Raw genomic sequence first — 13,656 nt, forward strand, 5'->3', positions numbered from 1 at the left:
CCTGGCACCCCGGACCCCTTCGCGAACCGCCCCGCCCGCCGCGGCGGCGTCCGAGCCCTGGGCGCCCCCCGAGCTCCGGTTGGTGTGCCTGGACATCGACGACACGCTCATCGACTGCACCGCCGCGATCCGCCGCAGCCTCCACATCCTCACCGGCCGGGGCGACCTGTGGCCGTTGTGGGACCTCATCACCGAAGAACACGTCGCCCTGGTGGTGGCGGGCGAACTCGACTACGCGACGATGCACCAGCGGCGCACGGACTGCTTCCTCGCCGAAATCGGCATCTGCGCCGACGCCGAGCAGGTGAGCTCCTTCGAGCGGCGCCGCCGGGAACTGCTGGACCACTCGTGGCAGCTGTTCGACGACGTCCTCGACTGCCTGGAGTGGCTGCGCGCGGCCGGTCTGATGCTGGCCGCCGTGACGAACGCCTCGGGCGTCCACCAGCGGAAGAAAATCGCCGACCTGGGCCTCGCACCGTTCTTCGACCACGTGGCCATCGCGGGCGAACTGGGCGTGGCCAAACCCGATCCGGTGATGTTCCACACGGTGTGCCTCGGGCTGGGCTGCGCCCCGGCCCAGGCGGTCCACGTGGGGGACAAACTGGACACGGACGCCATCGGAGCCCGCGACGCCGGTCTTGGAGCGGTCTGGCTCGACCGCGACCGCATCGGCGAGCGCGCGCCCGAGGGTGTCCACACGGTGGCCGGCCTTGCGGAGCTGCCTGAGCTGCTGGTTTCGGAGTACGCGACGATCGGCGTCCCGGCCCAGCGCCGTAGTGGCACCCCCGCGTTCACGGTCCGGAACGGCGTGCTCTAGTATTTCTCCTCGTGCGGTGCTGAACCGGCCAGCCGGATCGGTACCTCACTGGGGTATGGTGTAATTGGCAGCACGACTGGTTCTGGTCCAGTTAGTCTAGGTTCGAGTCCTGGTACCCCAGCTGCGGAGAGTGACCCCCCTGCAAAGCGGGAAATCGCTTCTGGTAGGTTCTCTCCAGCAAGAAAAACTCTCCGGGAAACCGGAGAAAGTTCCTAGCCCCCGTCGTCTAGCGGCCTAGGACGCCGGCCTCTCACGCCGGTAGCGTGGGTTCGAATCCCATCGGGGGTACAAGCAGCTACCACCCAAGCTCGGCTGACCCAGGTCAGCCGAGCTTTTTTGGTTCGGTAGCGGACAGGCTGAGCTGGGGACCTCGAACAGCTCGTGCGGCAGCTCTCGTGGCGCTTCGCCAGGTTCACCGCGAGGTAGGGGAGTGCCTCGAGCCGGCCGAGGTCGGTTGTCTTCGGTCCGGCGGACTGGTCGGCTTTGTCGAGCTGGGCAATGGCGGCCAGCGAGGCCTTCTTCTGGCTCTCGAGGTCGTTGTAGCTCTGGCGAAGTGCGCTTGTGAACGGGTCGTCGGGGTCTCCTTCGCGGGCTTGCTTCATGATCGAGCTACGACAACGCCGACAACCCGACCACGGTCGCCGGGACCACGCAGACCTTCGACCCGGCAGGGCAGCTCCTCACCTCGGGCGGTACCAGCTACGGCAGCGACGACCTCGGTGAACGGACCACGGCCGGCACCAGTGCTACGTACAGCTACGACCAAGCAGGCCGCCTCGGGACCTACACCGCCGGATCGACCACCGCCACGTATGCCTACGACGGCACCGGCCTTCGCGTGGGCAAGACCGTCAACGGCACATCCGGCATCTTCACCTGGGACGACAACAAGACGCCGAATGTCCTGACCGACGGCACCAACGACTACCTCTACGGCCCCGGCGGCCTCCCAGTCGAGCAGATCGGCGCCGGCGGACCCAGCTGGTTCGTCCACGACGGACTCGGCTCGACCATCGGCCTGCTCAACGCGGTCGGTGCGGTGACCGGCCGCTACGACTACACCCCGTACGGCGTGGCCACATTCACGGGAACGACGTCCACGCCGCTGCAGTTCACCGGCCAGTACACCGACACCGAATCCCACCTGCTCTACCTGCGCGCCCGCTACTACGACCCCGCCACCGCGCTGTTCCTGACCGTCGATCCGCTCGTCGACCGGACCGGGACGCCCTACGCCTACGCCGGGGACAACCCGCTCGTTGCTATCGACCCGACGGGGCTGGGGTTCTGGGACATCGTCACCGACGTCGGTGAAGCGGTCGTCATCGGCGCGGTGGACATCGGTGAAGAGTTCCTCACCGATGGTGCGGCCACGCCCTTCCTCGCCGAGGAAGACTCCGCCATCGCGGCCGGATTCTCCGCCCTGCGCGGCCTGATCGGCGGGTACGCCAAAGCCGAGGTGCTCGGCAACACGATCAACGACCTCGGCTGCGACTCCGGCGGATCCGCGGCCGCCGCCGGCGGCGTCTGCACCCTCCGAGACGACGACGGCAACGTACAGTACGTCGGCCGCACCAACAACTTCGGAAAGCGGCAGTCCGCACAAGATCCGCCCGATCAGCCTGCGGAACGGCAACCTCGGAAAGTACCTGGAAGCAGCCTGCAAGTTCATTGGAGAGCTCGGATGACCCGCAGGGGAGCCAAGCAGAAGTACGTCGAAGGCGACTGGGTGGCTGTTCCACTCGTGGGCGGCGGTTACGCCCTCGGCGTCATCGCTCGCACTACGAAGAAGTCGCAATCGACGCTTTTCGGCTACTTCTTCGGGCCGAAACGGGAGACGCTTCCGTCGCTTTCGGATGCCGAGGGGTTGCGGCGGGAAGATGCTCTGTGGACGAGTGTGTTCGGTGATGTCGGGCTGTACGACGGCAGCTGGGTTGTCCTCGGCAGGTTGGCGGACTGGGACAGGGACGCGTGGCGGATGCCGGCGTTTGTACACCGGGACAGCCTGGTCGGACTGTTCAGCCTGGTCGAATACCCGGGTGATGACCCGGGCGAACGGCCGAGCCGCCGCAGGATCACCGAAGAGGAAGCCCGTGGCTTGCCAGAGTCGGGGAGTGCCGGGTCAGGGTTTGTCGAACAACGCCTGACAAAGCTGCTTTCCTGACACAGATCGACGTATCTGTTTGCCGGGCGACCTCTGCCTGCCGATTCGGTACCAAAGGTAGTTCAACTGGACGGCGTGCGTATCGCGAGGTCGCTCATGGAACAGAGGATGGGCCCGGCCCGCCGGTGGGCCGGTGTCCCCGAGCGCTTCCCTCGGGAAGGGGCAGGCCGGCACCGGTCCCTTCCCTGGACCGGGCAACGTCAAGAGTGCACGCAACCCAAGTTCTTGTGGTGGCGAAGCACGGACGGGGTGAACTTGTTCAAACCCGGATCGGTAGCGATCAAACGTTACCTCTACCGAGGAAGCAAGATCCCGACCCCGTGGACCCATGCGACAGAGCAGGCTGCCGCCTGACCGGCTCGTGGAGAGCCGGATGCGGGGCAACTCGCACGTCCGTTCGGAAGAGCGGCATTGGGGAGACGACCTGGGGCAACCCGGGCACCGCGCCCCATGCCGACTCTTGCGACGCTCCCTGCAACAGCCAAACTAGCCCCGCTGCCGACAGTCACAGTCGCTAGGTTGACGTCTGCCGACTGGCCAGGGCTTCCGGCGTTGGCTGGTCGTCGAGAGCCTTCGCATCCTGTAGCACTTCGCCTCTGCTCTGCGACTTTCAATAAGGCTGCAGACCGGACGGAGGCGGGAATTGGTACATCCAGATCACGCGAGCCGCAAATTCCGGTGGCTAGCTCGCTTGCGTGACGAAATCATTGGATTCTTGGAAAACGTCGATGTCGAACCGGTCGGCGAACTCGCTCCCAGCGTGCTGCTTGATTGGGACAGCGCGATGGCTGAGGGATTCGAACTGTGGACCGCCCGGCTCGCGTTGGAAGTCATGCTGGACGAGTCGCTGGCTCGAGAAGACATCAAAGCTGCTTTGCGTGCGGAGGCCATACGCGCTGAAGATGCCAAGCGAGCGGTGATGAGCAGCGAAACCGCGTTGGCCCGGGTTCGCATGGCGCAGGATGAGTACGCACGGCGGGCGGACTCGGCGCAGCGCCCGTCACGCCTGAGCGACCTGACTCCGGCAAAGATCGGATGGCTCTTCGTCGCCGGGGTGCTCTGTCTGGGTTACGTAGCGGTGCTCGCCTACTGCGGCCCGCAGCTGACTGTGGGATTGTCGGCGATGAGTCTGGTGGGTCTGGCGGGGGTCGCGCTGTTTTCCGGCTCGATAGTGCAGCGGCACGTCCCCAAGCTCCTGCCGTTCAACAACCTCCGTGAAATCGGCCGGATGGTTCCGCACGAGGACCTGATCGGCCTTGGCTCGCGGTGGCAGGCAGTGCAGACCGAGCTGGTGATCCCCGAGATCCGGGAGTTCATCCGCCGGAACCGCGTGCTGGTCTACGGCGGAAGGCTGATCTTCCAGGAGATCCACGGTCTGTACGGCGAAGCGGAATCGGACATCGTCCAGACTGCCGGGACCAGGCGGCTGGCCAGGGTGTTGAGCCGTGCAGACTCCGTCGCCGTAGCGCTGGCCGGGCACCGCGGGGTCGGGAAGACCACCGCGATCCGCTCGATCGCCCGCGGCCTGCACACCAGCCCGGGAAGCCCGGCACCCTTCGTCGTCGTCGCTTCGGCACCGGCGAACTACGAAGCCCGGGACTTCGTCCTGCACCTCCACGCTCTGCTCTGCCGCGCGGTCCTCGACCGAGTGGGTTCGCCGAGGCCGGAGAAGGGCGGTCGTCTGCGCGCCGCCGCACTCCGGATCGTCCTGGGCCTCGTCTTCATCTTCGCCTGTGCCGACACGGCCTTGCTGCTGTGGAACACCGACGTTCCCCGGTTCGGTGCCGACATCGCCGGGCTGATCCGGCGTTCGGTCGCCGGCTTCCCGAACGGCGTGGACCGGCTGTGGGCCGGCCAGCCGCCGGTACACCTCGTCGCGTTGGCCGTCCTCGCCCTGATCCCGCTCGTCGTGATCGGCTGGCTGCTGGTCTCGATCACGAGCGCGATCGCCGGGATTCCGCGGCGGCGGAGGTTGCGCGGGCTGGCGGTGCTCCAGCGGCAGACCAGAAAGCAGCTCGACCAGATCCGGTTCCTGCAGACCTACACCACCGGATGGTCCGGCAAGCTCAGCATGCCGCTCAAAGGAGAGGCGGGCCGAACCTGGTCCACCCAGCGCGCCGAACAGCAGCTGACCCACCCGGAGGTCGTGGACAAGTTCCGGGAGTTCGCGGCCTTCGCCTCGCGCCGCCTGCAGGAAGAGGGCGTGTCCGAGCATCATCTGATCATCGCTATCGACGAGCTTGACAAGATCGGTGAGCCGGAGAAGGCATACCAGTTCATCAACGACATCAAAGCGATCTTCGATGTCCCCGGCTGCCTGTTCTTCGTGTCGGTCTCCGACGACGCCGTCCTCAACTTCGAGCAGCGCGGTCTGGCTGTCCGCGATGCCTTCGACAGCGCCTTCAGCGAAATGATCCGCCTCGAACACTTCACCATGGACGAAAGCAGGCTGTGGATCGCCCTCCGGCTGATCGGTCTTCCGGAGCAGTTCGGCTGTCTCTGTCATTGCGTCTCAGGTGGGCTTCCTCGCGACCTCAAGCGCTACACGATCGAAATGATCGACATGGCAGCCGCGGTCTACCGCCCGTCGCTCGCCCAGGTCGCCCGGGCGTTCGTTGCCCGGGAGCTGCAGAGCAAGGCCCATGCGCTGGCCGGTGTCGCCAGCGCCTTGCCGCCGACCGCCGAACTCGCCGAGCTGACCGGGCTGATCCTGCAGATCAGACAGATGCGGGAGCCGGCCGAACTTGCGCAGTTCGCCACCCGCGTCCACGCCGACGAAGCGGAGGTCGACCTGGCTGACCCGGTGACGCGCCTGCGTTCGCAAGCGGCCTGTTTCGCGCTGTTTTGTGCCACCGTGCTGGAGGTCTTCACCGATGAACTCGATGAGCCGGAGTTGACCGCCGACCTGCACATGATCGCCGTGACCCGTCAGCGCATGGCGTTCTACCCTCACCTGGCGATGCAGACGATCGTCGACTTCCGCCAGCGATTCGGCCTCGACACCGAATCCGCAGGTTGATCGAGACTACCTCTCCAGAATCCTGACGCCTGTTCGTCTCGATGAACGGGTGAATTCGGCGGAAAGTGCCATGCGTACTTGAAAGTTCGTGTCATGCGCCGTTTGCAGTGCGTGGGACCGCGGCCTGTAAACCGGATTCATAGGCGGCCAAGCCGGCCGCGACGACCACGCGGACCCGCGCCACCGCGGCGAAGACCACGGCGGCCAAGGCCACCACGGCGAAGGCCGCTCCGGCCAAGGCGACGACGACGCGCACCCGGACCGCTGCCGCCAAGCCGGCCGCGGCCAAGACCACCGCGGCGAAGACCACGGCGGCCAAGGCTCCGGCCAAGCGCACGTCGGCCGCGAAGAAGAAGTAGCACTCTCGCGACGATCGAAAGGGCCCCGCACCTGCCCGGTGCGGGGCCCTTTCCGTGCAGTGAAGCAGCTCGACGGCGTGTACGAGCCTCCGGTCCGGGCGAATCTGGAATGGTTCCCGTATGACGCAGAACTGGGTGACGTTCCTGGTCGCGCTTCTGACCGCAGTCACCGGGCTGGCGGGTGCGATCGGTGGGCAACTTGTCAGCGCGCGCCGGGCGATCAACTTGTCGACGCTGGAACGCCAGGCGCGCCTTGAAGACCACGATCGCGAGGAGCGGCGTACCGCCTACGCCCGATTTCTGGTCGCTACCCGGCTGGTGGGCCAGGCCGTCCAGACAGCCGATCCCGTGGCCCGTGAACCCGCCCTCTCGGCGCTCCGCGAAGCTGCCGCCTACGTGGAGCTTGCGGGCCCCGAGGGGATCGAGGGCTTGGTTTCCCGTGTCACCGACGCCGCCGAGCGGTGGGTGACCGTGGCCCGCCGTGAAGGCCCGACCTCCGCGGGCACCCGGTCCGCGCATGACGACTACGAGGCGGCCCTGCTCGAAACGCGGGCACGCATGCGGATCGCACTCGGTGGCTGACGCCTTACCGTGCGCGGTAAGGTCGGTCCACGTTCTGTGAGTCGCGGGCTGCGCTGGGGGTCGCATGGTCGTTCCGCACGAGGTCCCGCTGGGGCCCCGGGTGTTCGTCAACCGGACGCCGGATTTCGAGCGGATGACCGAGTTCTGGCGTCGCCGGTCCGGCGTGGCCCGGGTCGGGGTGTGCTCCGGCCTGCCGGGCGTGGGCAAGACGGCGTTCGTCCGCCGGTGCGTCCAGCAGGCCCGGGACGAGGGCGCCTTCCCCGGTGGGGATCTGCACGTGGACTTCGGTCCGGTCGACGGCGAGCGGCTCTCGGTGTCCGACGCGCTGGCTTCCTGCCTGACCTCGCTGGGCGTGGCGAAGGACGTGCTGCCCGCGTCACTGGCCGGACGAGCCAACCAGCTGCGTTCGCTGACTGCGGAACTGCCGGTCCTGCTCGTCCTCGAAGACGTCACCGACCCGGCGCAGGTCGTGCCCTTCCTGCCGAACAGCCAGGCCAGCGCCGTGCTGGTGACCAGCAGCGGCCGGCTCGGGGAGCTGATCATGGACGGCGCCGAGCCCATTCCCCTCGAGCCCCTGGGCGGTGCCGATGGCGCGCACCTGCTTCGCGAACTCGCCGGGGCGCGGGTTGCCGCCGAACCGGACGCCGTGGCCGAGCTCGTCCGGCAGTGTGCGGGCCTGCCGGTCGCCCTCAAGGTGGTCGCGGCCCGGCTGGTCGCACGGCCTGGGTTGTCCGTCGCTGCGCTCGCCCAGCAGATTGCAGAAGACGACCGGGGATTCAGCGCATTCTCCGCCCGTGGGGAAGAGAAGCTCGCGGCGGTGTTCTCCACGGCCTACGACGCTCTCGACGCCGACGCGGCGAAGCTGTACAGGCTTCTGGGTCTCCTGCCCGGCGCCGACGTGGCACCGGACACCGCGGCTGCGGTACTCGACCGGTCCGCTGCTGCCGTCGCCGCCCTGGTCGACACCCTTGACGACGCCGGCCTCCTCAACATCGGCTCGACGGGCCGGCTCTCCCTGCACCGGATGGTCCGCCGCCACGCGGCGCACCTCGCCCGGCTCACCGACCCGCCGGAGACCCACGAAGCGGCCAAGCGACGGCTGGTCGAGCACCTGCTGGTCAAGGCGGCGTTTGCCGATTTGGCCGCGCTGGGGCCGGGGCGCTACCGGTGTACGCCAGGCGACCTGACCCAAGCGCGCCGATCCCCGTTCACCGGCGCCGATGCCCGCCGTACTGCGCTGGACTGGCTCGACGCCGAACGCGCGAACCTCCTCGCTGCGCAGCGCGTCGCCGCCGACGAAGGCTGGCACGACGAGTCGTGGCAGCTCGCCGAGGCGCTGACCGCGTTGTACGTGACCCGGCGATACCTGGTGGACTGGACGGTTTCCAGCGAGCTGGGCGCGGCTTCCGCGCGCCAGGCCGGGAATGCCGCCGCGGAGGCACGGCTCCGCAGCTTCGGGTCGCGAGCCTGGAGCGACCTCGGCAGGCTCGACCGTGCCGAAGAAGAGCTGATCACCAAGGCCCTGCCGATCGCCGAGGAACTGCCCGACGTCCGGCTCCGGGGATCGGTGTGGGAGATGGTCGGCCGGCTCAGAGACGTGACCGCACCCGGCGAGGCAGCGGAGGCTTATCAGCGCGCCATCGCGCTGTTCACCTCGCAGGAGGACGAGCGCGGAGTCGCGTTCGTCACCCTCTTCCTCGGCGGCTCGCAGCGCCGGAACGGTGACTGGGCGCGCGCGGAGGAGACCTTGCGCGCCGCTCTGCCGTTGATCCGTGCGGTGCCGGACACCCGGATGGAAGGCCGGTGCCTGGTCGAGCTGGGAAAGGCGCTGCACGGGGCCGGACGTCCCGAAGACGCGCGCCGGGAGTTCACCCAGGCGGTGGAAGTGCTGCAGAGAAGCGGTGATCAGTTCTACGAGGCCCAGGCGCACGAGGCGCTGCTGGCGATCGCGGAGGCCGAGGGCGACGAAAGCGCCGGGCGCAACGCGCTGGCGCGGATGGTCGAGATCCACATCCGCCTCAAGAGCCCGCGCGCCGAGGAGCTCACGGAGCGGCTGGCGCGGTACTCGAAGGGGTGAACCGAACCGAAAACTCGTGGACTCGTGCGCCGGTCCGGACGGTCACCGCACGGTCCCCGAGGGTTCGGTTGAGCCAGCAGCAGTAGAGGGCGGAGGCGGCCGTCGCGACGTCTTCGGGCTGCCAGCGCGGTGAGCCGATCCAGGCTTCGCCGGCACCGCGGACCATCGCCCAGCATCCGTCGGCAGTCGCGGTGAGAGCCAGCCGCGCGCCGGGATAAGCGTCGAGGGTCGCCCTGGCCCATGTTCGTGCCTCGACCGCGTCGAGGACCTGGCGACGCACGATCGCGGCCGCGCGCTCGACGATCTTCAGCTCCGGCTCGGTTTCGTCGGCCACGACGTGGGCGTCCATCGGATAATCGGCTCGCATCGCGGACGCCGGGAACCGGATGAGGTCGAGCGACCCGTCAGCCGGCGTGGCCGTCTGCACCACGTGGGAGCGGACTCGGCGGTGCAGCGGGACCGGGAGCGGGATCCGGCGCGTCGGCGCGTGCGGTCCAGGCGGAGCCAGCGCGAGCCGGTCGTAGATGAGGTTCCGGAGGTTGGTGGCGGCCTCGCCGGTGTGGGCGAAGACTCGCGAGGTCACGGCGGCGTACTGCCCCGGCCGGTGTGCTGCGCGCGCCTCTTCGACCTGGGGGAGCAGCGGTGCGTCCGGCGCCAAGGCGGGGGCACTGCGGGCGAGCAGGTGCGGGGGCGAACCCGCGACCGTTTCCTCGGTGGGCGTGCTCAGCAACAGCGGCTTGTCCAGGGCGGCCGCGACGAGGCCGAGCGATCCGTGGTCGGTCAGCACCTGGTCGGCGGCGATGAGCCCGGCCTGCCAGCCGGCGTGCGGTGGCATGAGGACGAGCCCGGCGTCGAGTGCCGAGGAAAGCCACAGGTGGATCTGGTGGCGTCCGTAGCGCGCCCAGATGTTCGGATGGAGGACGGCGCAGACCTGGTAGGAGTCCGCGGGGAGCTCGCCGAGCAGGTGCAGGGGGAGGGCGTGCCGGCGGCCGAGCAGCGAGTCCGTGCGCCAGGTGGACGCGAGGGTGATCAGGGTCCGGTTCCCGGTGCCGAGCTCGGCGCGGTAGTGGGCGCGCAGGCCGCGGCTGGCTGCCACCCGGTCGAAGGCGGTATCGCCTACGACGGCGGTCCGGCCGGCGGTCGCCGGGCAGGCGGCGAGGAGCTGGGTGATCTGCTCGGGGTGCTGGAGGGTGACGGTGGCCTTGCCGTCGCGGAGCACCCGTTCCGGCGGGAGACCAGCGAGCCGCTGCCCAGTGCCGGTGCGGTCGGGAACGTACTTGTTGAACCCGAGGCCGTGCGGGAGCACGATCGTGTGCGCCCGGATGTGCTCGAAGTCGATGTTCTCGCTCGCCGAGAGGGCGAGGTCGTAGCGGACGTCCCCGGCTGCGACCCTGGTCCAGGGGATCGGGGTGATGCCGGCGTCGCGCAGGACGTCGGGTACGCCGTCGCTGAAGGCGGAGGTGGCGTTGACGGTGAAGACGAACCGGATCCGGAAGTCGTCACCGAAGAGGTCGAGGGCGTCGAGCAGGCGGTAGGTCGAGGTCAGCGTCCGGGCGACGACGAGAACGGTCCGCTCGTAGCCGAAGGTGTCCCAAACGGCTCCCGGCTCCCGGCTCCCGGCTCCCCCGGCTCCCGGCTCCCGGCTCCCGGCTCCTCTACTCATTGTATCAATGCCATCGCTCAGAGTGAATCCAGGTCGGTCAGCCTGGTGCTTCGGTGGTCAATCGGAGCTTAACCAGCCGGGAGGTCATGATCGATTGCAGTGGGAGTGATCTCCGTTGCGCTCCGCTCGTGTTGCCGTCAGCGTGCGGCAGCGGCGCGGGCCCTGGCCGAAACGTTCGTGGCGAGAGTCCGCCGAATCGACTCGGTTTCGCTCGTCGGCTGGTGGCGTGACAGTTCACCGGCTACCGCGCGGGGAACAAGGGTACCGGGATCCTTCAGGCTGTCGTACAACACTCCGAGCGGTCCCGGGGCAAGCCCATCGGTGGCAAGTAGCCGGGCCAGGCAGGCGGAGGCTGTCGCCCGGACGCGGGGAACTGCGTCGTGGCACATGACCATCAGCATCCCGGCGCCCTCGCCGGCAGCGCGTCGCAATGCGAGGCGAGCAGCCCACTCACGCTGGTCGGCGTCCCCGGCCAGCAGGCTGCCGATCGCCGTGTCCGTGACGTTGTCAGCTTGGGACAATCGCGCGGCCAGCGCGCGCGCCGCTCCTTTGGCAGATGGCAGGAGGTTGGGTGCGAGTTGCTGGGGAGCACGAGTTGTGAGTGCGGTGGTGATCGGAAGCAGCTTGGCCCGGACCTCGGCGGGGAGGCTGTCCGCGTCGTGAGCCAGGAGGCGGCAGCAGCCGGAAACGTCGTCATCGCCGACGAGTGGTTCGCTCAGCAGTGCGTAAACGGGCTCCCACCTGGCCAGGCCGGTGTGGGCGAGGTTCAGCGCTACCAGCAATTTGCCTGCTTCGTAGCCGCCGAGGTCGTAAGTCGATTGCCGGGCCAGCGTGATGGTGTTCGAGATCAGAGCCTCGAGCTTGCCCATCAGCTGGATGCACGCTGACGCCGGAAGCTGATCGAGCCGGGGCAGGTGACCCAGAGCTTCGAGTGAGCCGTCGAGGACGGCACCTTGGAGAGCCGTTACCGCTGCCGGCTGCTGCTCAGCCACGGCGGCTAACAGCGCGAGCTGAAGCGAGGGATGGTGCGAGGGGGCAGCGGCCACTGCCTTCGCGGCTCTCTCCGCTGTCCAGACGTGCGCCGGAACGGCCGACACCGCGCGGCTCCAGCTGATGGCAAAAGCCTGGTCGGTCTGCGGGGGGAAGCGCCAGGATCCGATCCGCGATCCCGTTGATCTTCGACCGCTCCGCGGAGCGCGTCAACCGCGCCAATGTGTCGATCAAGTCGAACGCCAAGCCGCCGCCCCATCGACTCGCGGGAACCAGCGCAGCCGGGTTGTCGATGGCGCCGGAAATCCAGTCGACAGCGTTGGACGCTGTTTCGGCGTCCAGAACGTCGCCGCCGGATCTCAGCAACGCCAACGTGGCCATGAGGGTGCTTCGGGTCGGTTGCCGGAGGTCGATGCCGGCTGCCGCGGACCGGACGCCGGCAGCCGGTCCGTCCTGGACGTAGCGGTGCACGACCCTGCCGAGCTGGCGGTCGGCGCCGCAGTTGTGGAGACCGCTCACCAGGTCACGGACCTGGTCCGGATCTGCGTCCCGGTCGGTCTGCAGGATCTGCGCGCTCAAGGTGAGGGCTTCGAGGTTCTGCCATGCGCTGTGGTCACCGAGATGGCTGGACAGGACGGCTGTGGTCACCAGAGTGTTGTGGGCGCTCTTGTCATCGAAGATGACCGCAGTCGGGTATCGGGACCAGCTGTCGAGCTGGGCGTTAAGCGCTGCACTGGCACCGGTCGCGACGCTGCTGCTGCGCCACCAGACGGCGAGTGTGTCTGCGCCGGCGATCGCGTCCTGCAGTTGGCCATGCCCCCAGTCGGCGAGGCGGAAGGTCAGCAGCGAGGCTATGCTGACGATCGCGGTCGCTGTGACGTCGTCGGGATGGGTGTACCTGATGCGCTGGGCTTGCGCGACGGCGGCACGGGCTTTCTCGAGGTCGTCGAGTTCGATGCATGCACGAGCGTGCTGGATCCGCAGCCACGCGTCGTCCACCGGCGCGGCGTCGTCTTTCTCCAACGCGTCGGCCAGCAACTGCACCGCATCGTGTACGTGGCCGGACCCCAGGAGCGCCGCCGCAGCGGCGACGGTCGCTGCGGTGCGTTCCTCCGGTCGTTCGGCGTCGCCGATGGCGGCGATCAGCCTGTCGGCGTCATCGGCGAGCATGCGTGTGGCCAGTGCGGCGACGAAACGCCATGACCAACTCGCCGAATCGGCCGCTGCTTCGAGCGTCGGGTTCTTCGGGTTCAGGTTCGAATAGGTCTCCAGTTCGTGGAAGCGACCTTCGACGACCATGGCGGCGGCTTGCGCCGGGACAGCAAGCTCTGCGGTTCGGCCCGTCGCCTGGGCACTACCAGACGGGGAACGAGAAGTGCGTGTCGCAGCATGGCCGAGGTGGAGATCGACACAGCGCCGGTCCAGGCGCTTCCCTCCCACGGCGAGGTCCGATGGTGCGACGCCGCGAATGCCATGAGGGCGTCGCGATGATCTTCGTCGATCGTGTTGCCGCTGGGAACGAGTATCTTGACCCCGGCCCCGGTGCTGACCACGGTGTCGGCCGTGAGCCCGACCCAGTGCGAGGTCCCGGTTTCCGGATCGTGGAGGACCAGGATGTGCGGCAGGACGTGGTTGATCCAGTAGGCGGTGTGCTCGTCGTCGTTGTCGCGGAACCACCATCCGACGGTCTGGCCGGTTGAGTCCTTCTTGGGCTCCTTGAAGAACGCCTTGCCGGTCTTGATTTGCGCGCCGAGCATGCGGCCCGAGTCGAACAGGCGCTGATCGCGTACGAGGAGGAAGAGGTCGGTGCCGACATCGAATTCTGGTGCTGCGGCTGCGCCCCATCCGAGCTTGACGAATGCGTGCTTGACCGCGGCTTCGCCCTCGCTTCCCGTTTGCACGGACTGTGGTTGTCGCACGGTGAAGATTCCGCCCTATCGGTCGGGAGCGCCGGGTCGACGCTCCGGTGCCGGCGTCCATGCTCG

Annotated in this window: 10 protein-coding genes, 2 tRNA genes and 1 pseudogene; 8 read left to right on the forward strand and 5 right to left on the reverse strand. The window is 68.2% G+C overall.

All coding sequences use genetic code 11. The features are described from left to right. Positions 1-82 precede the first annotated feature (82 nt). The 6 genes and pseudogenes from BLW76_RS11855 (at position 83) to BLW76_RS11875 (ending at position 6,000) form a co-directional block, all read left to right on the forward strand. Positions 83-817 (forward strand): HAD family hydrolase, encoded by a 735-nt coding sequence (locus BLW76_RS11855; RefSeq protein ID WP_208613527.1) that lies wholly within the window; start codon positions 83-85, stop codon positions 815-817. 49 nt (positions 818-866) lie between these two features. Then, positions 867-938 (forward strand) — tRNA-Gln (locus BLW76_RS11860). Positions 939-1,032: 94 nt separating this feature from the next. Then, positions 1,033-1,105 (forward strand) — tRNA-Glu (locus BLW76_RS11865). A gap of 334 nt (positions 1,106-1,439) precedes the next feature. Beyond that, positions 1,440-2,087, forward strand: a pseudogene (locus BLW76_RS50900) (RHS repeat-associated core domain-containing protein); the annotation flags it as partial. 414 nt (positions 2,088-2,501) lie between these two features. Then, entirely contained in the window at positions 2,502-2,981 is a 480-nt protein-coding gene (locus BLW76_RS50905; protein WP_482746697.1) for an Imm26 family immunity protein, read from the forward strand. A 691-nt stretch (positions 2,982-3,672) separates the two neighbouring features. Beyond that, on the forward strand, positions 3,673-6,000 hold the full coding sequence (locus BLW76_RS11875; protein WP_143060610.1) for a P-loop NTPase fold protein: 2,328 nt from the start codon (positions 3,673-3,675) through the stop codon (positions 5,998-6,000). Positions 6,001-6,091: 91 nt separating this feature from the next. Here the strand turns inward: BLW76_RS11875 and BLW76_RS49110 are convergent, their stop codons facing one another. After that, the gene (locus BLW76_RS49110; protein WP_208613271.1) at positions 6,092-6,310 is read right to left on the reverse strand and encodes a hypothetical protein; all 219 of its coding nucleotides are present in this window, start codon (positions 6,308-6,310) and stop codon (positions 6,092-6,094) included. A 169-nt stretch (positions 6,311-6,479) separates the two neighbouring features. Here BLW76_RS49110 and BLW76_RS11885 point away from each other — a divergent pair, with 169 nt between their 5' ends. Then, complete coding sequence (locus BLW76_RS11885) at positions 6,480-6,941, forward strand: hypothetical protein (protein WP_091306274.1); 462 nt, start codon at positions 6,480-6,482, stop codon at positions 6,939-6,941. Between the two features lie 64 nt (positions 6,942-7,005). Then, complete coding sequence (locus BLW76_RS11890; protein WP_091306276.1) at positions 7,006-9,018, forward strand: tetratricopeptide repeat protein; 2,013 nt, start codon at positions 7,006-7,008, stop codon at positions 9,016-9,018. On the opposite strand, the gene BLW76_RS11895 is transcribed toward BLW76_RS11890, so the two are convergent. From BLW76_RS11895 to BLW76_RS11910, 4 genes are all read right to left on the reverse strand, one after another. Next, positions 8,984-10,681 carry a hypothetical protein gene (locus BLW76_RS11895; protein ID WP_091306277.1) on the reverse strand — a complete coding sequence of 566 codons (1,698 nt, stop codon included), beginning with the start codon at positions 10,679-10,681 and terminating at the stop codon, positions 8,984-8,986. The genes BLW76_RS11890 and BLW76_RS11895 overlap by 35 nt on opposite strands. Before the next feature lie 137 nt (positions 10,682-10,818). Further along, entirely contained in the window at positions 10,819-11,550 is a 732-nt protein-coding gene (locus tag BLW76_RS11900) for a hypothetical protein (RefSeq protein WP_143060611.1), read from the reverse strand. Between the two features lie 115 nt (positions 11,551-11,665). Then, complete coding sequence (locus tag BLW76_RS11905; protein ID WP_143060612.1) at positions 11,666-12,970, reverse strand: tetratricopeptide repeat protein; 1,305 nt, start codon at positions 12,968-12,970, stop codon at positions 11,666-11,668. After that, complete coding sequence (locus BLW76_RS11910) at positions 12,922-13,572, reverse strand: DUF4365 domain-containing protein (protein ID WP_167384582.1); 651 nt, start codon at positions 13,570-13,572, stop codon at positions 12,922-12,924. Before BLW76_RS11910 ends, BLW76_RS11905 begins: the two co-directional genes overlap by 49 nt. Between the last annotated feature and the right edge of the window lie 84 nt (positions 13,573-13,656).

Source organism: Amycolatopsis tolypomycina (assembly GCF_900105945.1).
GTDB lineage: Bacteria > Actinomycetota > Actinomycetes > Mycobacteriales > Pseudonocardiaceae > Amycolatopsis > Amycolatopsis tolypomycina.

Bases quoted from the DNA above. Each gene is read 5' to 3' on its own strand.
- BLW76_RS11900 (WP_143060611.1), bottom strand. From the start codon at position 11,550: ATGGGCAAGCTCGAGGCTCTGATCTCGAACACCATCACGCTGGCCCGG.
- BLW76_RS50905 (WP_482746697.1), top strand. From the start codon at position 2,502: ATGACCCGCAGGGGAGCCAAGCAGAAGTACGTCGAAGGCGACTGGGTG.
- BLW76_RS11895 (WP_091306277.1), bottom strand. From the start codon at position 10,681: ATGAGTAGAGGAGCCGGGAGCCGGGAGCCGGGAGCCGGGGGAGCCGGG.
- BLW76_RS11905 (WP_143060612.1), bottom strand. From the start codon at position 12,970: ATGGTCGTCGAAGGTCGCTTCCACGAACTGGAGACCTATTCGAACCTG.
- BLW76_RS11885 (WP_091306274.1), top strand. From the start codon at position 6,480: ATGACGCAGAACTGGGTGACGTTCCTGGTCGCGCTTCTGACCGCAGTC.
- BLW76_RS11890 (WP_091306276.1), top strand. From the start codon at position 7,006: ATGGTCGTTCCGCACGAGGTCCCGCTGGGGCCCCGGGTGTTCGTCAAC.